Genomic DNA, 22,721 nt, shown 5'->3' on the forward strand with positions numbered 1-22,721 from the left:
TGCTTACGAGTATTCATTCGGAGCAGACTGTATGTCATTTTTTTCCAAATCACTTAAACCGTTAGTTATTGCAACTGGCTTATTTTCTTTAAGCTTGTCTGCGACTATTTACGCGCATGGCAATGACCATGATAACCATCACATGCCAAAAGAGCAGCACAAGCACGCCAGTAAGCAATCAGATGTAATGGTAATGAATGGTTATGCCAGAGCGACCTTTGCTTTGGCAAAAACCGGCGCAGTGTACTTTACTTTGCATAACCATAGTGACAGCGATAAAACACTGACGTCTGTTTCAGTATCAAGCGATGTAGCAAGTGAAGCGCAAATCCACACAACGGTGATGGAGAAAGACGTGATGAAAATGCGTGAGCTAACTGACGGCGTTAAAATAAAAGCAGGCGAAATGGTCTCTTTTGAATCAGGCGGCCGTCATATCATGTTGATGGGGCTAACCAAAGGATTAGAAGAGGGCAGCGAAGTAGCACTAACACTCACATTTAGCGATGGTAGCGAACTACCGGTTTTGCTACCTGTTAAAAAAGAAGCGGGCGAAAGCCACCATCACCACCATTAATAGAGTGGCCGAGGCAGAATGTATAAAGTCATCGATTAATGCGATGAATGCAATCAACTAAACCGTTAATCTAAATCAAAATTTCTGTAGTACTATTAACTTATATTATTTAAACCAAGATTTTTCAGCGCCGATGAATGGACTGAAGGTAAATCTAAAAAGGGTTTTAACGTTAAGGAGTGTGACATGAGCAAGATTGATATTGGTATTTCTGAGAGCGATCGTAACGCAGTAGCAGAAGGCCTTAAGAAGATATTGGCCGACTCTTACACTTTGTACCTTCAAACGCATAATTTTCATTGGAACGTAGAAGGTCCGCAGTTCCGTGAATTGCACCTAATGTTTGAAGAGCATTACACAGAGCTTGCCGAAGCGGTAGATGAAATTGCAGAGCGTATTCGTACTCTAGGTGTTGCTGCACCGGGCACATATAAGTCGTTCGCTGAACTTAGTTCAATTGAAGAAGTGGAAGGTGTACCTGAAGCGACGGAAATGGTGAGATTGTTAACCCACGGTCATGAGCAAGTTGTGAAAACCTGCCGTGAATCGTTAAAGCTAGCGCAAGACGCAGACGATGAGTCATCTGCAGCGTTAATTGGCGATCGTATGCGCGTTCACGAAAAAACTGCGTGGATGCTTCGCGCAACATTACCGAAGTAAATCGCTATATATGTGCGGTGACAGTGATTTAACATAGGCTTAATCGGCCAGTCACCTTTATCGCATAAGCAAGTAAAATTATCACAAAGGGTACAGCAGCGCTGTGCCCTTTTTTGTATACTGCCTTTCACTAAGAATAATAGAAGAAGCCTGTGTAAACGCGTGCACGGCTTTTTAAAATGAGGCTCCTAGCGATGAAACCATCAACTATTTTAGCTGTACCATTCAAATCTGTGAGCGCGCTAGCGCAGTCACTTACTTGTGTATTGGCGCTTACGATCAGCCAATCCGCTTTAGCTCACGGAGATCATAAACATGGCGAAGCGCATGAAATCACCGACAGCGATATTACCGTAACCACGCTCGCTGAAGGGCTTGTTCATCCTTGGGGAATGGCATTTTTGCCAAATGGCGATCTGCTAGTTACGGAACGTGAAGGTGGCATTCAGCGTTTATCCAAAGACGGTAAGTTATCGGGACGTCTAGGTAACGTGCCTAAGGTGGTTGCGCAAAACCAAGGTGGTATGTTGGACATCGCTATCGACCCGGATTTTGCCAGCAATAACACTATCTACTTCTGTTACAGCAAAGCGAGTGAGGTTGAGAGTAAGCCGGGCAGTAGTAGCAGTGTTGCAAAGGCTAAGCTTACCGACTCAGGCCTTGAAAATGTTGACGTTATCTTTAGTGCCGACTCAATTGTCGATAACGGCTTTCACTTTGGCTGTCGTTTAGCGTTCGATGCTAAAAAGCATTTGTACGTCACAATGGGCGACCGTTATAAGTATATGAAAGAAGCGCAGAACACCGATAACCACTTCGGTAAAATTGTACGCATAAACCGTGACGGCAGCGCAGTAGAAGATAACCCATTTACAGACGGCAAAGCCCCTGAAATATTCAGCTATGGTCACCGCAACGTGCAAGGCGTTACTATTCATCCTGAAACTGGTGCGGTATGGGCGATGGAGCATGGCCCGAAAGGTGGTGATGAAATCAATATCCTTGAACGCGGTGCAAACTACGGTTGGCCTGTGATTACCTATGGTGTTGACTATAGTGGCGACATTATCAGCGATAAAACCCATATGGATGGCATGAAGCAGCCTTGGGTGTATTGGGACCCATCAATTGCGCCAAGCGGCCTAACTTTCTACCAAGGTGAAATGTTCAAAGAATGGAACGGAGATATACTGGTGGGGTCGTTGAAGTTTACTCACCTTCGTCGCATAAAAGTAGAAGATGGAAAGCCCGGAGAGCAGTTTGAATATGTTCGAGACAATCACGCCCGTATTCGCGACGTTGAAGTTGGCCCAGAAGGTGCCATTTACTTACTGACAGATGCACCGAACGGCAAAGTATTAAAGCTAACCAAATAGCATAATACCAGTCCGCATAGATAAGTACTCACTCAGAAGGCGCTGGCAAGCTTCATAGCGAAGCGTAGGAATGCAGGAATGGCTGTTCCCTTTCAAATTTCCAGAATGAAGCTAGGAAGCTTGCCAGACCTTCCCGAAGGGCGAGTTTAAAATGTCCGTACTCTTTGTTGTGTCACCTTGATGTAGAACCACTATACCTGCGGTAACACGCCGCGATTACGCACATTTTAACTCTCGCTGAGTGGGTAATTATCTATGCGGATTGGTATAAAAAGGCGCCACTTCATTGTTATTGTAAAATGAAGTAAGCGCCTTTTTTATTTATAAGGACATCGGGTCTCGTATTGACTTATTCGCTGTCGTTATCTTTCTTATAGCGTTCAAACCACGCCACAATATTTCCTACTTTCTGTATTAAGCGAGAAGGGCGGCTTGCAATGCCGTGTGAAGCCCCTGGAATTCGCACCATTGCAGCATCTACACCTTGTAACTTCAGCGCTTGATAATACTGCTCTGTCTCGCTAATTGGCGTACGGTGATCGGCTTCACCGGTTAGCAGCATAGTGGGTGTTACTACGTTGCCCACTAAGCTCAAAGGGCTACGCTGCCAGAGTTTATCCGCAATAGTCCACGGCATATCTGCCATCCAGTAGTTGCTAAAGTACGGGTATGCGTCGGCAGTCAATGAAAAGCTCATCCAGTTAATAACCGGCTTCGCTACGACGGCTGCACTAAAACGGTCAGTTTTACCAATGGACCATGCGGTAAGGGTTCCGCCGCCTGAGCCGCCAGTAATAAACAGATTCTCTGAATCTACATAGCCTTGCTTAACGACAGCGTCTACCACATCCATTAGGTCGTTATAATCTTCTGACGGGTAGTTATGATGGATCAAGTTACCAAAGTCTTCACCGTAAGAGCTACTGCCCCTTGGGTTGGACCATACAACCACATAACCTTGCGCCGCCATCAGCTGAATTTCCATGGCAAAGTGAGGGCCGTAAGCCGCATGTGGGCCGCCGTGTATTTCTAATATAAGCGGGTATTTTTTGCTGCTATCAAATCCAGGGGGCAATGCAATCCATGCGTCGATAGATAGCTCGTCAACACTCGATACGACTGAAAGATCCTGTACTTCTGCCAGCGTTTTATGACCAAGTGCGTCGCTGTTTAAATCGGTGAGTTGCGTATCGTCTTTGCCTTTTCTATAAAGCGCCAGGTCGCCAGGTACAGTGCGGCTTGCCATGGTGTAAACAATGTCGCCTTTATCGCTAACTGCGAAGTCGCCCGACGTGTAAGGGCGTCCAAAAGCTTGTCCACCTATGCTAACGTCGATAGGTTTCACATCGCCTTTCAGGTTCACTGTAGCAAGTTTAGTTTCGCCGTGATCAAGGTAAGAAAAGATTAATCCTCGGCTGTCTTTGCGCCACTCAAATTTGCCTAAGCTTCTATCTAGTGACGTAGTTAAACGGGTGATGTCACCACTTTCAAGCTCAAGTACCACAAGGTCGCCATTCTGATAAGAAAGCTTTCTGTCGTTGAGCTGAGTAAATGCAAGGTATTTTCCGTCGGGACTCAAGGTTGGTCTACCTTCAGGCCCTTCGATATCGGTAACTTGTTCAACTGCCGCTGTGTTCACATTCACTTTATAGATGTCGCTAAACAAAGGGTGCAGCGCGTAGTCTTCTCGTTGTGGTGTGGCGAAATAAATCCAGTCATTCTCTTTAGAGAAAGAAAGGGTGCCGCCGCTAGGGAATTTTCCAGTTGTTAATTGACGCGGCGTACCGCCTTCAACAGGCAGAACAAATATCTGGTCAAAGCCTTCACGCAAGTAGCCTCTTCCGTCACCTCTATACTGCACCGCATCAATATAGGTGCCTTGGTCAGCCCACTTTGCTCCTTTAGGCTTGCTCGGCATGCCGGTAAACAATGGCTTTTGCTTTTCTTCGGTAAACTGGGTGAAGGCTAAGGTTTTGCTGTCATGAGACCAGGTTAACTGACGAGGTGCTTCGCTGGTGTTGGTCAAGCGCACAGACTGCATGGTATCTAAGTAATAGAGATGGATTTGTGCACGGCCGTTGACCGATTTTGTATATGCCACCATTTTACCGTTGGGAGATAAGGTAGCCTGTGACAAGTTTTCATCTACACCAATAAACGGGCGATGCTCACCGGATTTAATATTTACTTGCCAAAGTCGGCTTTGTCTTCCGTCAGTCATGACATCCATGCTCTGACGAGAATAAATTACCGTATCCTTATTAAGAAACTGTGGGCTGGCCACAAATTCTAAGTTAAAGGTGTCATCGTATGTCAGCGCATTTAAGCTAGTCGAATCAGAGGCAGATTCCTGCAATGCATTGGCCTGACTTATACCTAAAACCAATAGCGATAATGCAGTCGAGGTAACACATAAGCCTTTTCGTACTGGTCGAAAGGCGAAACGAGACGCAAACATAGTTGTTCCTTTTGTTATTGTTTTTTGCGCTGAGCGCGATAGGTAGATTGTTCGCTGTCGTGTGCTTAGCGTAAATCCTAACGCAAATGTAGCAACCTGCGAACGTTGTCTCTAACCATATCGCTTTCGTTTCTTTTATGTAAAGCGTGTGCGGTGAAGAGGCTGGATTGTCCGTTAAAAGTACATATCCAACATTAAGCGGAACGTTTAACAACGCAGGGCGCTAGCAATGGTGGTTGTCATTATTAATAGAGGGCTGGCCGTCCTTTAAGTCATTTGAGCTTTATTCGCCTTTAAGGCTAATTTTGCCTACAAGAATATCTTTAAACATGACCCAGTCGCCCATTAGGCTGTAAAGCGGGTGTTTAAATGTTGCAGGGCGATTTTTCTCAAAGAAGAAATGACCTACCCAAGCGAAACCGTAACCTAATACCGGAATAAACCACAGTAGCGACCAGCTAGCCATAAATACTGCTAGTGCTATAACGCCGAGAACCAGCCACGAGCCGATAAAGTGAAGCGTGCGGCATGTACTATCTCTATGTTCATTTAAATAAAACGGGTAAAACTCTTTGAATGAAGCAAAATGCGTGTCAGCGCTTGTTTGTGTAGACATAAAACCCTCTCGGCCATAAGCATGTATTTTATAGAAGTAGAGTGACTTAGTAGCAGTATTTTACACTACGTTAACATTCTATTCTGAAATAGATTGTCGTGAATACGACAAAAAGAGAATGAGTTTTTGCAAACATGCGTGCTCACTGGCGCAGATCAACAAAGTGGCGAATTAAGAAGCGCTTCCTAGTGCAAGGCGCGGTGACCAAAGATAGCCTACCTTAACCTTGTAATTTCAGGCCGTCTGCCCCATATTCCTCTCAATACAAGAAATTAAAGGCCTGCGTTATGGAAAATCTCGTTGCGAATAGCCAAGCAACCATCGTAGATATTACGGTAGAAAACTTTCAACAAATCATCATTGAAGCGTCGCAAGATAAGCTGGTGCTAATCGATTTTTGGGCAGATTGGTGCGAGCCCTGTAAAGACCTTATGCCTATTTTGGAAAAGCTGGCGGGTGAATATAGCCAGCACTTGATCCTGGCTAAAGTAGACTGCGAAGCCCAGCAAGAAGTCGCTGCACAGTTTGGTATTAGAAGTCTACCAACGGTGATGGTGGTGCAAAATGGTCAGCCTGTTGACGGCTTTGCGGGTGTGCAACCTGAGCAGCAAATTCGCGAAATGCTCGCTAAATATTTGCCTAATCCTGAAGACGATCTACTTGCCACTGCTGGCAAAGCGATTCAGCAAGGTGATTATGCAGAGGCACTGCCCGCAGCTAAAGAAGCCCTAGCGCTTAACCCAGATAACGTAAACGCTAAATATATGCTTATTGATTGCTATATCGAGACCGGATCTATCGATACAGCCAAAGCGTTATTGGAAGAAATTAAGTTGGTTGATCAAGACTCTCGCTATAAGAGCTTAGCGGGAAAAATTGAATTGGCAGAACAAGCCGCCGACACTCCTGAAATTCGTCAGCTTCAAGCAGCGGTAGAAGCGAACCCAGACGACTTGCAGCTTAAAGTTGATTTAGCGGTACAGTTGCAGCAAGCGAACAAAGCACAAGATGCACTAGAGCTTCTTTATAGTGTGTTAAAGAAAGAACTTGGGTTTGGCGACGCCAGAAAGCTAATGATGGATATGGTGAATGCGCTTGCCGACGGCGACCCGCTGAAGTCGGAATACCGCCGAAAAGTTTACAGCTTATTGTACTAACAACGTTTGCATTTTAGCGGCTGTCGTAGGGGACAATGAGTCGAGTCTGACTTTGATAAATTTGACTGTACGAGGTTCGTGCTGGTACTTGCAGGTGAACGAGAATACATGCTGACGAGTGTCACAGTGTGTATTTCTACTTCGATTGCTGTATTTACTTAGGCGAGAGAATAGGGGAGAACCCTTCTTTGTGCAGCCAATTAAGTGCTTCGAAATACTTTTGAAAATAATCGCGCTCGTAGTTAGCTGATTCAGCGTCACGGTGCTTAGATGGGTGGGTTCGTTCTAATTGGGCCCGCCTAACCATTCCGGTATCCAGCACGTAAGCTGAGCGTGTGAGCCCTCGCGAAATGTTCACCTTTATTGCTTCTGCTAAACGGGTTTGGCATTCAGGCGTAGAAAGCACCCAGCGGCGTCCGTCCATTAGGGCAGCCCAAGGCTTATTGTCGAACTTAGCGATAAGTTCATGCATTTCTTCTATAAAAAACTCTGTCGTTTTCAGGTTCCACGCCCCGGTTGCAAACACCTCAAGTACGTTACCTGAGACATCCAATGAATAATTTCCGTATTTAGGAAAACGCATAAAATACCTTTAATGTTTGTCTGCGTGGAACAGACGGAGCTTGCTAACTCGGCTAACAAAAACATCTTGCCTCTATAGGGTATAGCAGAGTTCTTAAAATTTGCTGTGATTGTGTTTATATAAGAAATATCACCAAGCACGTCGATTTGGGCAAAACAATTTACACTTAATTTGTAAATAAATGTTTTGTTGTAGGCGCAGATTCATGCGAAAAAGGTAGAAATTTGATAGGGTTTATGCAGTTTTTATATTGGGCAATAGAGCATGGCATATCAGCATTTTTATACGGGTTTTCTCAATGCGAACAAAGGCAAACAGCATTATGCGTGTCACAGCCACTACTTTTGGCCCGACTGCACGCGTGATGCAATGCTCAACTACTGGGATGACAGCGCTAAGTATGTTGACGAAAAATGGGGATATTTCTTCCAAACTTTAGTGCCAGAGCTACAGCAGCGCATTAGCAACATACTGAACACTGGAGCACCACAGCAAATCGTTTTTGCGCCCAATACCCATGAGCTGCTTTATCGCGTAATGAGCTGCATCGATAGTGCTGCGCCTTATAAAGTAGTGTCGACAGACAGCGAGTTTCACAGTTTTCAGCGCCAAGCGAGTAGGATGCAAGAGCAGGGGGCGATAGAACTTATTACCGTACCTACTAAACCCTACGATACGTTTGCGTCGCGCTTTAAGGCCGCCATTGCCGAACACGATCCCGAGCTGGTTTTCTTTAGTCAGGTGTTTTTTAATTCCGGATACGTGGTGAACGATGTCACAGATATCGTAAATAGCGTAACTAACGACAATACCCTTATTGTGGTTGATGGCTATCACGGGTTTATGGCAAAGCCTACCGATATAGCGAACATTGCCCACCGAGCCTTTTATCTTGCCGGTAGTTACAAATATGCTCAGGCAGGAGAGGGGGCATGTTTTGCGCACGTACCCGTGGGCTGTGAGCTAAGACCCGCATATACAGGTTGGTTTGCAGAGTTTGGCGAGCTAGATAAGCCTCGCAAGGTTGGCGGCAAAGACAGCGTTCAATATAGTCTAGATGGAATGCGCTTTGCTGGTGCGACCATGGATTTTACCGCGCTCTACAGATTAAGAGCCGTGCTTCGCATGTTCGACGACAATGGCATTGATGTCGCTACAGTTAACGAATATATAATGGGCATGCAGCGCACATTTCTAGAGAAACTTGCTACATGCAACCATCCCTTGCTAAACGAAAAACATCTAGCAGTAAGTGATGAAGCAAACCGAGGGCATTTCCTTACCTTTGAATTAGATAGTGCCGATGAAACAAAAGCCCTTGCTTCAGCGCTTAAAGAGCACCATATCCTTACCGATTTTAGAGGAAACCGCTTACGGTTTGGTTTTGGTCTGTACCACACCCCTGAGTACATTGATTTAACCGCACTGAATCAGAAAGCGTAAGTCGTTGCTTTAAACATACGTAAATATTAACGTCACACTTATTTAAGGATAGTTTTATGGAGTGGCTTCTACCCGCTTTAGCGTTGGTACTTATTATAGAAGGAATAGGGCCGCTTCTTTTTCCTAATAAATGGCGCAATTATTTACTTCAGATAAGCCAACAGCCTAGTAATCAACTGCGTCAAATTGGCGGAACCCTTGTGATAATAGGCGCACTATTGCTGTTTTATTTCAGTTGAGTTAGCGCCCAGATCTCGGCATCAAGAGGCGCGAAGCGGTGTGAAAACGGACCTCATCAAACACTGCCACACGCTTTACCATAATACATAGTACGAAAAGGAGCGCGACTTTACCGTTGACTGAAAAGTGTGCTCTTAAACCTGTATTCAACATTCAGAGGTATATTTTCAGCCCTTTGAATACCTCATTAGCTTTTAAGCATCCAATGCCCGCGAATAATAGCAAAACGTTATGTAAATGGGGCGTAGCGCAGACTGCGATAGACCGTCTGTTCAGCTTTTTTACCAGGTAATGTTTAGAAAGCTTTAAAAATTAGCGTCTTAGAATGTTTGTGCTGAAAAATAAGAAGCCAAGCCTTATTTCAAAAAGGCTCGAGCGGCAGTGGGGCATCTTTGTGATTTCAAAAATAAAAATAAAATAGTCGTATTTTTGTTCGAAAAAGAGATGATCCTTGCCCTAGAATTTTGTAGAATCCCCGCCTAATTTTCTTACACATATGATTCATGGCAAAGAACGTTGTGGTACTCGGCACTCAATGGGGTGACGAGGGTAAAGGCAAGGTCGTAGACCTACTCACTGATCGCGCAAAATATGTTGTTCGTTACCAAGGCGGACACAATGCAGGTCACACTCTAGTAATCGACGGTGAAAAAACCGTACTTCACTTAATCCCATCAGGCATCCTACGCGATAATGTTACCTGTATTATTGGTAACGGTGTTGTGCTAAGCCCTGACGCACTGATGAAAGAAATGACTATGCTTGAAGAGCGTGGCGTTCCAGTGCGCGAGCGATTAAAGATTAGTGAAGCTTGTCCGCTTATTCTTCCTTATCACATTGCACTAGACGTAGCGCGCGAAAAAGCCCGCGGCGCAAAAGCAATTGGTACAACTGGTCGTGGTATCGGTCCAGCGTATGAAGATAAAGTAGCCCGTCGTGGATTACGCGTTGGCGACTTGTTTAATGCAGAAGACTTCGCAGCAAAGCTGAAAGAAGTGCTAGACGTGCATAACTTCACGCTTACTCAGTACTATGGCGAAGAAGCAGTAGACTTTGACGAAACCTTAAAAGGTGCAATGGAAGTTGCTGACATTCTTAAAGCAATGGTTGTTGATGTAACTGACGAACTAGACAAAGCACACAATGCTGGCTTGCCTATTATGTTTGAAGGTGCACAAGGTACACTTCTAGACATCGATCACGGTACTTATCCTTATGTTACGTCGTCAAACACTACCGTTGGTGGTGTAGCAACAGGTGCTGGCTTTGGCCCACTTAAGCTAGATTACGTACTGGGTATTGTTAAAGCATACACTACGCGTGTAGGCTCAGGTCCTTTCCCTACTGAACTAGAATGTGAAGTAGGCCAACACTTAGGTGTTAAAGGTCACGAGTTTGGCGCAACTACAGGCCGTAAGCGCCGTACAGGTTGGTTCGATGCAGTAGCGATGAAACGCGCAGTACAAATTAACTCTATTACAGGTTTCTGTTTAACCAAGCTTGACGTGCTAGACGGTCTTGAAAGCCTTCAAATTTGTGTAGGCTACAAAGATGCAGACGGCAACGTGAAAGACGTTCCACCTATGGCGGCTGACGGTTACGAGAAAGTAACGCCAGTTTATGAAGAAATGCCGGGTTGGACAGATAACACCTTTGGTGTAACTGAGTTTGAAGCGCTTCCACAAGCTGCGAAAAACTACATTAAGCGCCTTGAAGAGCTAACAGGTGTGCCGGTAGATATCGTTTCGACAGGCCCTGACAGAAACGAAACTATCGTTTTACGCAGCCCATACGACGCGTAATAGTTTCACATTAAATATGTTTAAAAGCCCAGTGTTCACTGGGCTTTTTTTGTTGCACACAAACTTTACCTCTTTTTCATTTTCATTGATCACGCTTCATTTTTTAGCACCTGCATTTTATTCCTATAAGTCCTACGGTTAGGGCCTAAAACGCAAACGCATTAAACATTAATTAACAATTTAGTTGCGTTGTCTTCGAACATCCCTATTAATATAAGATAGTATCAGTTAATTATTGCGCTGCTTTGCCCAACAACAATATTGTCGTGATCCTGAGATTTGTTGTGGTGGGCGTTATGCTATCGGAGCCTTCTTATGCCAAATAGACCTTCTCTTCACGCAGTGGAAACTGGCGTGTGTTTCGTTGACGTTGTTCACAAGCTTAACGACAGTTTCGATACAGGGAAAACCCAGTCCTTGGAGTGGCGTAAAAGTCAGTTAAAGGCGTTAGAAACACTACTGAAAGACAATCAGCACGACATCTTGCAGGCGCTTAAAAATGACTTGGGTAAATGTAAGACAGAGGCCATGGTGGCCGAACAAGGCTTTCTGCTTTCCGATATAAAGCACACGCTTAAGCATTTGGATAAATGGGCAAAGCCACGCAAAGTATCAACGCCCATGGTGGCATGGCCAGGAAAGAGTTTTCAGCAGCCTGAACCTCTCGGCACTGTACTTATCATTGGCGCGTGGAACTATCCGCTTCAATTACTGCTTGCGCCATACATTGCCGCCATCGCAGCGGGTAACTGCGCGGTATTAAAACCGTCAGAATTGGCAGAAGAAACCTCCTCACTGATGGCTAAACTTATCCCTCAATATATGGATAACTCATGTGTGGCTGTTGTAGAAGGCGGTAAAGACGAAGCGACGGCGCTACTTGCCTGTAAATGGGATCATATTTTCTACACCGGTGGTGACGTGGTGGGGAAAATTGTTATGAGTGCCGCGGCCAAACACTTAACGCCAGTAACCCTTGAGCTTGGCGGGAAGAGCCCGTGCTTTGTTGATAAACACACAAATCTTTCTGTAACCGCACGCCGATTGGTGTGGGGAAAATGGATGAATGCGGGCCAAACTTGTATTGCGCCTGACTATGTCATTGTTGAAAAGGGCTTTGAGCAAAAGCTTATTGATGCGGTTAAAAAAGAGCTGAAAAAGCAATACGGTAAAGCACCTTTATCGTCACGAGATTACGGCAATATCGTTAATCATCGTCACTTAAAGCGTCTTGAAAGTTACCTTGAAAACGTCAATGTGGTGTATGGCGGCGAGCTAGATGAATCTCGTCCAGCAATGGCGCCTACCCTTGTACTGGAGCCATCGCTAGATAGCCCGCTAATGAAAGAAGAGATCTTCGGCCCTATTCTACCTATTATCACTGTTGACAACATGGAGGCGGGCATTAAGTTCGTGAACAGCAGGCCTAAGCCACTCGCACTTTATGCATTTAGTGATAAGGATGATGTGCTTGATAATATTATCAGCAAAACCAGTTCAGGCAGTGTGTGTACTAACGACACTATGCTGTTTATGACTAACCCTGAGTTACCGTTTGGTGGCGTAGGAAATAGCGGCATGGGTAGCTATCATGGCCAAGCAGGTTTTGATACATTCAGCCATATTAAAACGGTAATGAAACGTTCATTCGCCCTTGACGTGTTCTTCCGTTATGCGCCGTTTTCTAAGTTTAAGCTGTCGTTGCTTAAGAAGTTTTTATAACAGGAGTTTCCATGGTTCAACCTTTTCATCTTGCCATTCCGGTCACTAATTTAACCGACGCAGAAGCGTTTTACGGTGAGTTGTTGGGTTGTGAAAAGGGCCGCAGTGATACCCAGTGGATAGATTGGAACTTCTTTGGCCATCAATTAGTGACCCATTGTGTAGAGGCTATGCCGTCGCCGCCTGCCTATAACGGGGTAGACGATCATGCTGTGCCGGTGCCGCACTTTGGCGTTGTGCTAACCATGGACGATTGGCAAGCACTGGCAAGTAAACTAGAAGCGGCCAACACCGAGTTTGTTATCGCACCTTATATTCGTTTTAAAGGAAAGCCGGGCGAACAAGCCACTATGTTTTTCAAAGACCCTTTCGGCAACGCCTTAGAGTTCAAAGCGTTCGCCGATATTTCTCAGCTTTTCGCTTCATAATAATGGGGGCAGTTGCTCTTTGCCGTACATCAAAGAGCTGCCTGATACTAGGCTAGCGCTTCTTCTTTTTTGGTTTGAAGCGCTTATATAAAAGCGCAACACCTGTAAGGGTGAACAAAAAGGCGCTGCCCGAAAAAGCAATTAACCACGGCGTGTTAAAGTTACTTCTGTCCTTGTAATCCATTATGTGCAACATCCACATAAAATCAAACAGCCGCCATGTGTCGGTACGAACGCGCAGAACACTGCCAGTGTTTGGGTCGATATAAAACCGCGAATTTAGGTCGTCATCGAAGTTTACCTGCCATAATGGCGCAGACAGGTTTTGCACTTCTTGAGGTAACACGCTTAATAGCTGGGTCTCACCAATATCGCCAGTACCTGCGTATTGCCCTTTTGCTGCTTTACGAATAGCGCTTTGTTGCATGGTTTGCAAAGCTTCACCTGTTAATGCGCTGTAGCGATAGGCAATGTTGTCATCCACGACATGATAAACAGGAATAGCATTGAGCGAGCCCGGTTCTGCGAGGCCTACTTCATTTATGCGATGGGTGAGTGATAGCACCGCAGTGCTGCTGTGGTTACGCAAAATATCAGAAGGAGTAACGGAAGCGCTGTGCCATGATGTGGTTACCCTGTTCCTTAAATGGTTACCTCTTACTTCATCTATGGGTAACCAGGCCATAACCAAGCCGCTTAAAAACCATAGGCCTATTTGTACAAATAGTATTAAGCCTAGGTAGTTGTGCGCTTTGCGCATAAATTTCATCATCAGGTTTTTTGGTTTTATTATCAAAAGGCTATAACATCAGAAAACAATAACCGAGTAAACCGAAGAAGAGAGTGGTTTTGAATAAAGCATTAGTGCTGGTAGACGTACAAAATGTGTATTACACCTGCCGTCAGGCGTACAAACGCAACTTTAATTACAACCAGTTTTGGCGTGAACTTACCTACAACTTGGATATAGCCCATGCTTTCGCATACGCCATAGACAGGGGGGACAGCAAGCAGCGTGAATTTCAAAACATTCTTCGTGCTATTGGATTTGAAGTAAAGTTAAAGCCTTTCATTCAACGTGCTGACGGCTCGGCGAAAGGTGATTGGGATGTAGGTATAACAGTAGATGCACTTGAACACGCCGACGATGTTGATGAGATCATTTTGGTGTCGGGCGACGGCGATTTCGATATTCTTGTAAACGCCCTTAAAGCAAAAGGGAAAACCGTAACGGTGTACGGTGTTCCTGCATTAACGGCTGAAAGTATTCAAAAAGAGGCGTCTAAGTACGTGCCTATCGACGCCACGCTGTTGCTGTAGTTTTCAGCTTGTACTTTGTTCAAGGCTGAACTAATTACGCTGAGCCCTCAAAGCTACACTAATGGAGCTCAGCTAATGTGGCTGAGCTAACAGCCCTGTGCTAATACGGTTGTACTAAGACGGCTGTGTAAATACGACTGTGTTAATAAGGCTGTACTAATATGGTTGTACTAGGCTCTTACCTCGTCCGCTTTTTTCAGATGCGGCTTCTACACCCTCTTTAGTACGCTTAATTAAGTGTACATCACCAAAGCGACGGTTATCTATGGTATAGCCCATTGCTTTAAGCTCATTTACCGTTGCCTCTGTAAACCCGTCGTGCATACGAATGGTGTCTTTGGGCAATAGCTGGTGATGAAAACGTGGTGAGTTCACGGCTTCTTCAGCGCTCATATCGTAAAGCAGGGCATTCAATAGCGACTGAGTTACTGACGAAATAATGGTAGTGCCGCCAGGAGAGCCTGTTACCAGTACCACTTGGTCGTCTTTAGTGACCAGTGTTGGCGTCATAGAAGACAGCATGCGCTTGTAAGGTTCAATAGCATTCGCCTCACCACCCACTGCGCCAAAGAAGTTAGGCACGCTAGGCTTAGCACTAAAATCGTCCATTTCATCATTCAACAAAAAGCCAGCACCAGTCACAACAACACCACTACCAAAAGTAAGGTTGATGGTCGTTGTATTAGCAACAGCGTTACCCCATCTGTCCATAATAGAGAAGTGTGTTGTATCTTCGCTTTCTTTTAAACCAGGCTTAACGCTTGGGGTATCAGAAATACTGGTAGGCTGAATATCTGCTGCGCGTTGAGTAATATAGTTAGCGTCAGTGAGCGCTTTTACCGGAACACTAACAAAATCAGGATCGCCCATGTATTCAGCGCGATCGGCAAACACGCGCTTACCAATTTCTGACATAACGTGAATGTATTCAGTACTGTTTTGCGCTGGCAAATCGTGCGTTGCGTCATAGGCTTCTAGCATGCCAATCCACTGGGCAACGGCAACACCACCAGAGCTTGGAGGAGGTGCGGTCACCAGCTCATAACCTTGCCAGTTTAGGTGAAGAGGTTTGCGCCACACTGCTTTGTAAGCCAGTAAGTCTTCATAGGTAATAAGGCCGCCGTTTTGCTGCATAAAATCAACAATATGCTTTGCTACATCGCCTTTATAAAAGCCATCCTTTCCCTGTTGCTGAATAGCTTTAAGCGTTTTCGCTAGCTCTGGCTGTTTGAAGGTAGTGCCTGCTTTAGCGTGTGCAAAATACTCGCTAAAGTTGTTATTGATAGCTGCTTCTTTGGTACGCTCAATATAGTGATCAATGTTATTGGCCAGCTTCTCGTGAACCACAAAACCTTGCTCGGCCAAATCAACGGCTGGTGCGAGTAGACGCTCCCAATCCAGTGTTCCGTATTTTTTATGCGCGGCCCACATACCAGCAACGGTACCAGGAATGCCAGACGCTTTAGCCCCAAACAAAGACTCGTACGGTTTTACGTCACCTTGCTCGTCAAGATACATATCGCGATGCGCATTTTCAGGTGCCATTTCACGGTAATCTAAAAAGTCGGTGTTATCTTCAAACTTTATTGTCATAAAGCCGCCACCGCCTACGTTGCCCGCCTCAGGTAGAGTAACAGCCAAGACAAACTGTGCCGTAATAGCAGCATCAATTGCGTTACCACCTTCTTGGAGTACCTGCATTGCAGCATCGGCACTGTAGCTGTCAGGCATGGCAACGGCCTGTTGGCTAAGCCCTACTGTATTGTTGCTAGCACTATCAACAGGGGGATTTGGCGCATGGGAACACGCTGCCACAACTGAAATAAATGCCACTATTACCGAGATAACCCCGACGTTAGCTATCCGCTTTTTCATTACAAACTCCTTGTTACAGACATTGCTAAACCTTTGCGATTAGCAACTGACTTCCAGCAAACTTTAATCAACGGCATTAACCAAGCATGACCAAGCTTGCTACAAAATAGGCAATAAGCGTAAGTGCGCCCGCAAATAGTGCGTAGGGAAACTGAGTTTTAACGTGCGTTAATACGTCAGTACCTGCTGCTAGCGAAGATACGGCAGTAGTGTCGGAAATAGGTGAACAGTGATCACCAAATATGCCGCCCCCCAAAATAGCGCCAATGACCAGTGAAGGGGGTAACCCTAAACTTTGAATCAGCGGCACACCAATAGGAATTAGGATGGCGAATGTGCCCCATGACGTGCCTGTGGTAAACGACATGATCGCTCCGGCAATAAATAGCATGGGAACAATAAGCACCAAAGGAAGATACTCTCCCACTATGCCCGCGACAAACACGCCTGTTCCAAGCACCTTAAGGCTATTGCCTAAGGTTAACGACAGTAACACTATGGTTACTAGAGGAAGTAGTTCACCCATCCCTTTAAAACCAATTTCTACCGCTTCCTTGTGGGTAAAACGTTTGTGGATTAAGAGCAGACCATAGGCAATGGCAGTGGCAAGAGCCGTAGCGTAAAGTACAGATTTGCTCCCGCTGCCTTCAGACAATACGCCTTTACCTGTCCAGAACATAAAGCCAACCATGCTTAATACCATTATTATTAGCGGTACCAACATGAAACGAGCCTTGGTGGCAGATTCCGTAGTTTGGTTAACCTCTACATACGTGAGTGCTTTTTCTTCCTCAGCCATGGGGCCGTGCACTTTGTCAGCGGAAATAGTGTAGGCCACAATAAGTAAGGTGAAGATAGCGTAAAAGTTAAAAAATACGCTGCCCCATAAAATTGAGGCTGACGAAGCTGGTAGCTCGTATGCATCGAGCAGGCTGAGTATAAATGCCCCCCAGCCGTTCAATAAAATCAAAATACAAACGGGCGCGCTGGTGGAGTCGATGACGTAGGCTAAGCGCGCGCGGCTCATGCCGAAACGGTCAAACAGACCTCGGGCGAATATGCCGGCAGTGAGCACACTTAAGTTTGATTCTATGAATACAGCGATGCCAGTGAACATGGTCAAGCCGCCAACTTGTTTGCAACTCTTCGCTACCCCTTTGTTTACTAGAAAGTTGACCGTTGCCGTTACTCCGCCAGAGTAACGTATAAATGCGAGCAACGCGCCCACTAGTACAGAGAAAATAAGTACCCGTGTATTGCCCGGACTCGCGGCGGTATCAACCACGCGCTCTATGGCATTAATGGGCGCCATGTAGCTGCTAGCGATATCAGCATTTATCAAAATTAACGCTTCCGCGCACAAAACAGCCAGCGCTAATGCGAGTATGACTTCTTTTTTCCAAAAGACGACGGCAATAGCCACAAGAGGGGGGATGACTGACATCCAATCCATACTTCTTTCCAAACTTAAATTTATGTGTGCCTAGGACTTGTTGAGCTTTGATAAGTTACTACGCTCTACTTGCCCTATAGGTATGTCTATTTGCGTAAGAGAATGTGTGATTGCAGTTCAAAGTTGGCGAACATGCTTCTCTCATTTATGCTAGCGTACCGTATTGTGCTTCGTGTTACCAAGGATTAGATAAACATTGTTATTCCAGCAAGTTATTTGTAAAAAACGTACTTCATTGATGGGCCTTAGCGCTATCTTGTCAGGCATACTCATTTTATTAAGTGCTTCACTGTTTACTGCTAGCGCAACCGCTCAATCTGGAAGTGCTAACGCTTCGAATAATCCTAAGCCCAGCGCTAATACCGAAACAATTCGCGCTGTAAAAAACATGCTCGGGCAAAAAATCATTTTGGATTTTCGCTATTTCTGTGAAGACAATACGCCGTCTTCGCGCTGCCGTACGCCCATGACCGTAATTCCACCGTCACTTTTAAATGTGCTTAGTACGCACAACATCGGCGGTGTTATTTTGTTTTCAGAGAACATTCAAAATACCGAGCAGTTAATTTCGCTCAATTACACCATGCAGCAGCATATGGTAAGGGCAGGTCGTCAGCCGTTGTTTATTGCTGTCGATCAAGAAGGGGGCAGAGTAGCAAGGTTGCCTTCAGACATGCTCTCGCCGTTTGCGGGAAATATGGCCATTGGCGCCACTTTTCATCAGCGAGGCAGCGCATTTGCGCACAGTGTGGCATCGCATATTGGCCAAACGCTTTTACCGCTGGGAATAAACACCAATTTTGCGCCGTCGGTTGATGTAAATAGCGAGCCGAAGAACCCCGTTATTAACGTACGCAGCTTTTCGGAAAATCCAGAGCAGGTAGCCGCACTCGGGCAGACATTTGTCAGTGCTATGCAAAGTACGGGTGTAATGAGTGCTATCAAACATTTTCCAGGCCATGGTGATACCCATGTAGATAGCCACAGTGGATTGCCGCAAGTAACGCATAGCAAAGCGCAAGCTATGGCGGGTGACATCCTTCCTTTTGCGAATATCATTAATAGTGCAACGCCTCCTGCAATGGTAATGAGTGCACACATTCAGTACCCGTCTTTAGACGATACGACAATTATTGATAAGCATGGTAAGTCACAAATAGTTCCTGCTACTTTGTCGAAGAAGATACTAAGCAATTTGCTTCGCAACCAATTAGGATATCAAGGCCTTATCGTTACTGACGCGTTAGACATGGCAGGTATTACTCAGTTTTTCTCCCATGAAGAAGCATTAGTCAGTGCATTCAGCGCAGGTGCTGATATTGCGCTTATGCCGTTCACCATAAGAAACCAAGACGACATAAAAAAGTTCGCGTTACTTGTGGATAATGCAGCAAATCGAATGTCGGAAAGCGCTTTCTTGAAAGCGTCTCATAATCGTATTATTAAGGCAAAACAGCGCTTTGCTTTGCAAAATTTTATTTCCAAGCCCATGTCATGGTGGCTCAATGAAGCGAAAGAAAATGCTTCAATGAATAACCCTAACAGTTTGAAAAACAGAGGAATTCAAATTGAGAAAGCGCTTTCTGAATCGTCAGTTTCTGTACTCTTCGGGAAGGATGAGTTGCCAATAACTTCAAATCGCTGGTTGGCGCTTATGCCAGACGCAGCAAGATGTTTAGCATTTGAAGCCGCGCTTACACGCGCACGTTCCAACTTCAACAATAAGACTCTGGAGTTTGCGTGTTTGCCGTTAACTGCGTTACCTAAAACCCAATTAGCAATGAATCTACTAAAACAAGCTGACGTGCTGGTGGTTGGTAATATTAGTCCGCTACATGCTAACTATGAATTAGGAGGAGTCGATTTACCTGAGCATGTGAAACGACGCGCAAGCGAGACTGAGGTGATGGCATTTAGCAAAAAAATAATGGTTGCTGCGAAAGCACAGAATAAAACCGTGGTCTTTGCTCCACTGCGCATGCCATATAAAGCGCATGACGTGAAAGAGCTAGCCGATGTTGCTATTGCTACATTTAGTTATGCGGTGAACATTACACAGCAAAGTGATAAAGAAAATCAGCACGTTACGAGCTATAGTCTTAATGCTTTGGTTGATGTAATACTTGGTAGCGCGCTCGCTGAGGGACGTTCACCTGTTTCGTTGAAATAGGTGGCCACGCGAAAGCAGAGACCAAGACCAAAGATATTGCCCATTTAAGTGCGAACAAAGAGCCAAGCCAAAAGCCATTTCAAAAGCCATTTTAAAAGGAGTTATCGTGAATACAACAAATACATCAGGTGCTACGCAAACTTCATTAGTCGATACGGTATTAAGTGCGTTGTTCCCTTTTGTTCCGCTTCTTGTCGCTATTGTATTGGTAATAAGTGCGCTCATCGCACTGCACTACCTTCTGCTAGCCAAGCAGAGCCATCTTACTAGTGAGCAGAAGTTACCTCGCCAAGTTGGAATGTTGGTACTTACTATCATTGGCGCTGTTGTAATTGCAATGACGCTCCCTGTAAGTGAGAGTACTAGAAATCAGGTTATTGCACTTATCGGCGTACTTATATCAGGTGTGATTGCCTTTTCTTCTACCACCATGGTAGGGAATTTGATGGCGGGGATCGTACTTCGTGTAAATCGTCCGTTTAAAGTGGGTGACTTTATCAAGGTAGAAGGCTACAGCGGTCGCGTTACCGAAATGGGCTTGCTCGATGTGGAAATTCAGACTGAGAGCAGAGAGCTTATTGCCTTTGCCAATACGCTGATGGTGAATTCGCCCGTTTCTGTGACCAGAGCGTCTGGCGCAATTGTTAGTGTGGATATCAGCTTAGGTTACGATATTCATCACAGCATTATTGAAAAGCACTTACTTGTTGCAGCTGAAAATGCTCAGCTGTTAGAGCCATTTGTACAAGTAGTTGGGTTAGGCGACTTTTCAGTAAGTTATCGCATTTCAGGTCTACTAACCGAAGTAAAGAGTTTGCTGAGCGCGCGTTCAAGACTTCACAAAGCCGTACTCGACGCTTTGCATAATGCCGATATTGAAATTGTTTCTCCTAGCTTTATGAATCAACGCCCCCAACCTGACGGCTTGAAAATGATAGCTAAATCGCCTGGACACACTAAACAAGAAGAAGCATCTCCTGAAGACGTTATTTTTGACAAAGCTGAAGAGGCCGAGCAAAAAGAAAAAAGTAAAGAAACGCTGATGCAGACGATCGCCGATATTGATGCAAAAATCGCTGAGAGTGACGGCGAAAACAGAGATGAGCTTAAACATCAAAAAGCCACCGCTGAAGCTCAGCTCGCAGCTTTGGTAAAAACAAAAAATGAAGAAGGTTAGTTTTTACTAACTTTTTTAGCTTCCATTAAATCTGGGGCTATGCGGGTGTGAGTATTTACTTACGCATTATGTGGTAAGTTTAGTATCGCTAACACTTCCTCCACATTTACCTTGATATGATACCTCAAATTCTCAAAGCTAAAGGTGCTTATCTGTCGATCAATCCGTGTCGTCGTAAAGCAAATAGGCCTTTCGTATTTCTCTAAATTTATTTAAATCTTTCTGCCAACTTTGGCGAATTTCTGTAGGCGTTTTGCCAGTCTGAATTTGAATTCGTAGTGCATCAGTGCCCGCTAATTTGTCGAAGAAATCTGGGCGAGTAAAGAAGGTTTCTTCAGAGGCATTACTGGCGCTGATCATCTTGTTATATTCAGAAAAACGAGAATAGGCATCTGTCAATGTAGCGATATCTAAGCCACTAATTGGTGAGCGCTTGTGAGTTGTTTGCTTAGAGTCAGAGCCTTCAAAGATCGTTGGATCAGCATAAGAAAAGACATGTGCACTTAGCAGAGTATTTTCATGTTTAGGGTGGGGCGCTGCGCTATTTGCATTTACCGGTATCTCGGTTTTACCAAATTCAACAAACGGGTGGCCAATAAGTTGGAAGGGAAAGTCAGTGCCGCGACCTATACTCACGTCGGTGCCCTCAAAAAAGCACAGCGTTGGATAAAGGAGTATCGATAAATCGTTTGGCAGATTAGGGCTAGGGGCTACGGGCAATGAATAATGTGCAGTGCGTTGATAATCCTGCACTGGGACAACGGTAAGCTTAGCGTTGTCATAACTGCTCACGTCAATATCTAACCACTGTTCCCCCACAATCATTTGAGCAAGTTCGCCCAAGGTCATACCGTGTAAGACGGGAATAGGATGCATGCCAATGAACGACGAAAATTCAGATTGAAGTACTGGGCCGTCAACATAACGGCCGTTAGGATTTGGCCTATCTAACACGATAACGTCGATATTACGCGCAAATGCCGCCTCCAACACATAGTGCAAGGTGCTTAAATAGGTATAAAAGCGTACGCCTACATCCTGAATATCGAAAACAATCACGTCGATGCCATCCAACATGTCGGGGGTAGGCTTTTTGGTTGCGCCGTAAAGGGAGTGAATAGGTATACCGGTTTTAGCATCAATATTGCTATCTACTTTTTCGCCGGCGCCTTTGTCTCCTCTAAATCCGTGCTCCGGCGACATAATACTTACAACATTAACACTGCGTTGAAGAAGGGCATCAAGCAGGTGCTGATTGCGCTGGCTTGTCTTTATCTTATTTTTTTGTGCAGCCAAGCTGTTGCTCGATTCGCGCTCTTCAGGCTCAACCGTGCTAGAAGGCAATGCGCTGTGGCTCGAAACCAACGCGCTTTGGTTTACCACCAAACTAACCCGTTTACCTGCTAGCAAGGGCAGGTATTTCGAATAGCGTTCAGCGCCTACAGTAAACGGCTTAGTGCTTGATACAGGCTGCTTTTCTATTAGTGTAGGATGCTTCGCGTTGCCACCTGTATCACTTGTATATACATGTGTAGATAAGCTTTGCTGTGCACAGCCGTTAAGCGATAAGCTAATTAGTGCTGAAGATAGTATTGCAATGAATGCGCTCGACGTTAGGCGTCTAAAAACCTTGTTCAATGTGACCGAAGTTAAAACTTTCATAG

General features: G+C 45.1%; 19 protein-coding genes. 12 read left to right on the top strand and 7 right to left on the bottom strand.

What is annotated here, in order from left to right:
• Positions 1–31 precede the first annotated feature (31 nt).
• From AC0J2X_RS16190 to AC0J2X_RS16200, 3 genes are all read left to right on the top strand, one after another.
• The gene (locus AC0J2X_RS16190; protein ID WP_472996200.1) at positions 32–577 is read left to right on the top strand and encodes a copper chaperone PCu(A)C; all 546 of its coding nucleotides are present in this window, start codon (positions 32–34) and stop codon (positions 575–577) included.
• A 186-nt stretch (positions 578–763) separates the two neighbouring features.
• Entirely contained in the window at positions 764–1,237 is a 474-nt protein-coding gene (locus AC0J2X_RS16195; RefSeq protein ID WP_334036855.1) for a Dps family protein, read from the top strand.
• Between the two features lie 194 nt (positions 1,238–1,431).
• Positions 1,432–2,613, top strand: coding sequence for a PQQ-dependent sugar dehydrogenase (locus AC0J2X_RS16200; RefSeq protein WP_472996201.1), 1,182 nt, complete (start codon positions 1,432–1,434; stop codon positions 2,611–2,613).
• Between the two features lie 349 nt (positions 2,614–2,962).
• Here the strand turns inward: AC0J2X_RS16200 and AC0J2X_RS16205 are convergent, their stop codons facing one another.
• Both AC0J2X_RS16205 and AC0J2X_RS16210 read right to left on the bottom strand, forming a co-directional pair.
• Positions 2,963–5,071 (bottom strand): S9 family peptidase, encoded by a 2,109-nt coding sequence (locus AC0J2X_RS16205; protein WP_472996202.1) that lies wholly within the window; start codon positions 5,069–5,071, stop codon positions 2,963–2,965.
• Positions 5,072–5,354: 283 nt separating this feature from the next.
• Positions 5,355–5,687 (bottom strand): Mpo1-like protein, encoded by a 333-nt coding sequence (locus AC0J2X_RS16210; protein WP_472996203.1) that lies wholly within the window; start codon positions 5,685–5,687, stop codon positions 5,355–5,357.
• 287 nt (positions 5,688–5,974) lie between these two features.
• Here AC0J2X_RS16210 and trxA point away from each other — a divergent pair, with 287 nt between their 5' ends.
• Positions 5,975–6,844, top strand: a complete 870-nt coding sequence (gene trxA / locus AC0J2X_RS16215) for a thioredoxin (RefSeq protein ID WP_014948105.1) — start codon at positions 5,975–5,977, stop codon at positions 6,842–6,844.
• 154 nt (positions 6,845–6,998) lie between these two features.
• Here the strand turns inward: trxA and AC0J2X_RS16220 are convergent, their stop codons facing one another.
• Positions 6,999–7,427, bottom strand: a complete 429-nt coding sequence (locus tag AC0J2X_RS16220) for a hypothetical protein (RefSeq protein ID WP_014948106.1) — start codon at positions 7,425–7,427, stop codon at positions 6,999–7,001.
• A 264-nt stretch (positions 7,428–7,691) separates the two neighbouring features.
• On the opposite strand from AC0J2X_RS16220, the gene AC0J2X_RS16225 reads away from it, so the two are divergent.
• The 5 genes from AC0J2X_RS16225 (at position 7,692) to AC0J2X_RS16245 (ending at position 13,062) form a co-directional block, all read left to right on the top strand.
• Entirely contained in the window at positions 7,692–8,870 is a 1,179-nt protein-coding gene (locus tag AC0J2X_RS16225; RefSeq protein ID WP_472996204.1) for an aminotransferase class V-fold PLP-dependent enzyme, read from the top strand.
• A 56-nt stretch (positions 8,871–8,926) separates the two neighbouring features.
• Positions 8,927–9,109, top strand: a complete 183-nt coding sequence (locus tag AC0J2X_RS16230; RefSeq protein WP_014948108.1) for a DUF2065 domain-containing protein — start codon at positions 8,927–8,929, stop codon at positions 9,107–9,109.
• A gap of 504 nt (positions 9,110–9,613) precedes the next feature.
• Positions 9,614–10,912, top strand: a complete 1,299-nt coding sequence (locus AC0J2X_RS16235) for an adenylosuccinate synthase (RefSeq protein ID WP_014948109.1) — start codon at positions 9,614–9,616, stop codon at positions 10,910–10,912.
• Positions 10,913–11,227: 315 nt separating this feature from the next.
• Positions 11,228–12,634 (top strand): aldehyde dehydrogenase family protein, encoded by a 1,407-nt coding sequence (locus AC0J2X_RS16240; protein ID WP_472996205.1) that lies wholly within the window; start codon positions 11,228–11,230, stop codon positions 12,632–12,634.
• A gap of 11 nt (positions 12,635–12,645) precedes the next feature.
• Positions 12,646–13,062, top strand: a complete 417-nt coding sequence (locus AC0J2X_RS16245) for a VOC family protein (RefSeq protein WP_061439302.1) — start codon at positions 12,646–12,648, stop codon at positions 13,060–13,062.
• A gap of 52 nt (positions 13,063–13,114) precedes the next feature.
• Here the strand turns inward: AC0J2X_RS16245 and AC0J2X_RS16250 are convergent, their stop codons facing one another.
• Positions 13,115–13,834 (bottom strand): PepSY domain-containing protein, encoded by a 720-nt coding sequence (locus AC0J2X_RS16250; RefSeq protein ID WP_281716036.1) that lies wholly within the window; start codon positions 13,832–13,834, stop codon positions 13,115–13,117.
• 77 nt (positions 13,835–13,911) lie between these two features.
• Between AC0J2X_RS16250 and AC0J2X_RS16255 the strand changes: the two genes are divergently transcribed.
• Positions 13,912–14,382, top strand: coding sequence for a LabA-like NYN domain-containing protein (locus AC0J2X_RS16255; protein ID WP_101566514.1), 471 nt, complete (start codon positions 13,912–13,914; stop codon positions 14,380–14,382).
• Between the two features lie 156 nt (positions 14,383–14,538).
• On the opposite strand, the gene ggt is transcribed toward AC0J2X_RS16255, so the two are convergent.
• Both ggt and AC0J2X_RS16265 read right to left on the bottom strand, forming a co-directional pair.
• Entirely contained in the window at positions 14,539–16,257 is a 1,719-nt protein-coding gene (ggt, locus tag AC0J2X_RS16260; protein ID WP_472996206.1) for a gamma-glutamyltransferase, read from the bottom strand.
• Between the two features lie 76 nt (positions 16,258–16,333).
• Positions 16,334–17,710, bottom strand: a complete 1,377-nt coding sequence (locus AC0J2X_RS16265) for a Na+/H+ antiporter NhaC family protein (protein ID WP_472996207.1) — start codon at positions 17,708–17,710, stop codon at positions 16,334–16,336.
• A gap of 196 nt (positions 17,711–17,906) precedes the next feature.
• Here AC0J2X_RS16265 and AC0J2X_RS16270 point away from each other — a divergent pair, with 196 nt between their 5' ends.
• Positions 17,907–19,880 (top strand): glycoside hydrolase family 3 N-terminal domain-containing protein, encoded by a 1,974-nt coding sequence (locus AC0J2X_RS16270; protein ID WP_472996208.1) that lies wholly within the window; start codon positions 17,907–17,909, stop codon positions 19,878–19,880.
• A gap of 106 nt (positions 19,881–19,986) precedes the next feature.
• Positions 19,987–21,057, top strand: a complete 1,071-nt coding sequence (locus AC0J2X_RS16275) for a mechanosensitive ion channel family protein (protein WP_014975538.1) — start codon at positions 19,987–19,989, stop codon at positions 21,055–21,057.
• A 159-nt stretch (positions 21,058–21,216) separates the two neighbouring features.
• Here AC0J2X_RS16275 and AC0J2X_RS16280 read toward each other — a convergent pair whose 3' ends face one another.
• Positions 21,217–22,719 (bottom strand): exo-beta-N-acetylmuramidase NamZ family protein, encoded by a 1,503-nt coding sequence (locus AC0J2X_RS16280; protein WP_472996209.1) that lies wholly within the window; start codon positions 22,717–22,719, stop codon positions 21,217–21,219.
• Between the last annotated feature and the right edge of the window lie 2 nt (positions 22,720–22,721).

The organism is Alteromonas sp. R7 (assembly GCF_055755235.1).

Bases quoted from the DNA above. Each gene is read 5' to 3' on its own strand.
- trxA (WP_014948105.1), top strand. From the start codon at position 5,975: ATGGAAAATCTCGTTGCGAATAGCCAAGCAACCATCGTAGATATTACG.
- AC0J2X_RS16210 (WP_472996203.1), bottom strand. From the start codon at position 5,687: ATGTCTACACAAACAAGCGCTGACACGCATTTTGCTTCATTCAAAGAG.
- AC0J2X_RS16195 (WP_334036855.1), top strand. From the start codon at position 764: ATGAGCAAGATTGATATTGGTATTTCTGAGAGCGATCGTAACGCAGTA.
- AC0J2X_RS16245 (WP_061439302.1), top strand. From the start codon at position 12,646: ATGGTTCAACCTTTTCATCTTGCCATTCCGGTCACTAATTTAACCGAC.
- ggt (WP_472996206.1), bottom strand. From the start codon at position 16,257: ATGAAAAAGCGGATAGCTAACGTCGGGGTTATCTCGGTAATAGTGGCA.
- AC0J2X_RS16225 (WP_472996204.1), top strand. From the start codon at position 7,692: ATGGCATATCAGCATTTTTATACGGGTTTTCTCAATGCGAACAAAGGC.
- AC0J2X_RS16280 (WP_472996209.1), bottom strand. From the start codon at position 22,719: ATGAAAGTTTTAACTTCGGTCACATTGAACAAGGTTTTTAGACGCCTA.
- AC0J2X_RS16220 (WP_014948106.1), bottom strand. From the start codon at position 7,427: ATGCGTTTTCCTAAATACGGAAATTATTCATTGGATGTCTCAGGTAAC.
- AC0J2X_RS16230 (WP_014948108.1), top strand. From the start codon at position 8,927: ATGGAGTGGCTTCTACCCGCTTTAGCGTTGGTACTTATTATAGAAGGA.
- AC0J2X_RS16190 (WP_472996200.1), top strand. From the start codon at position 32: ATGTCATTTTTTTCCAAATCACTTAAACCGTTAGTTATTGCAACTGGC.
- AC0J2X_RS16250 (WP_281716036.1), bottom strand. From the start codon at position 13,834: ATGATGAAATTTATGCGCAAAGCGCACAACTACCTAGGCTTAATACTA.
- AC0J2X_RS16200 (WP_472996201.1), top strand. From the start codon at position 1,432: ATGAAACCATCAACTATTTTAGCTGTACCATTCAAATCTGTGAGCGCG.
- AC0J2X_RS16205 (WP_472996202.1), bottom strand. From the start codon at position 5,071: ATGTTTGCGTCTCGTTTCGCCTTTCGACCAGTACGAAAAGGCTTATGT.
- AC0J2X_RS16240 (WP_472996205.1), top strand. From the start codon at position 11,228: ATGCCAAATAGACCTTCTCTTCACGCAGTGGAAACTGGCGTGTGTTTC.
- AC0J2X_RS16235 (WP_014948109.1), top strand. From the start codon at position 9,614: ATGGCAAAGAACGTTGTGGTACTCGGCACTCAATGGGGTGACGAGGGT.
- AC0J2X_RS16265 (WP_472996207.1), bottom strand. From the start codon at position 17,710: ATGGATTGGATGTCAGTCATCCCCCCTCTTGTGGCTATTGCCGTCGTC.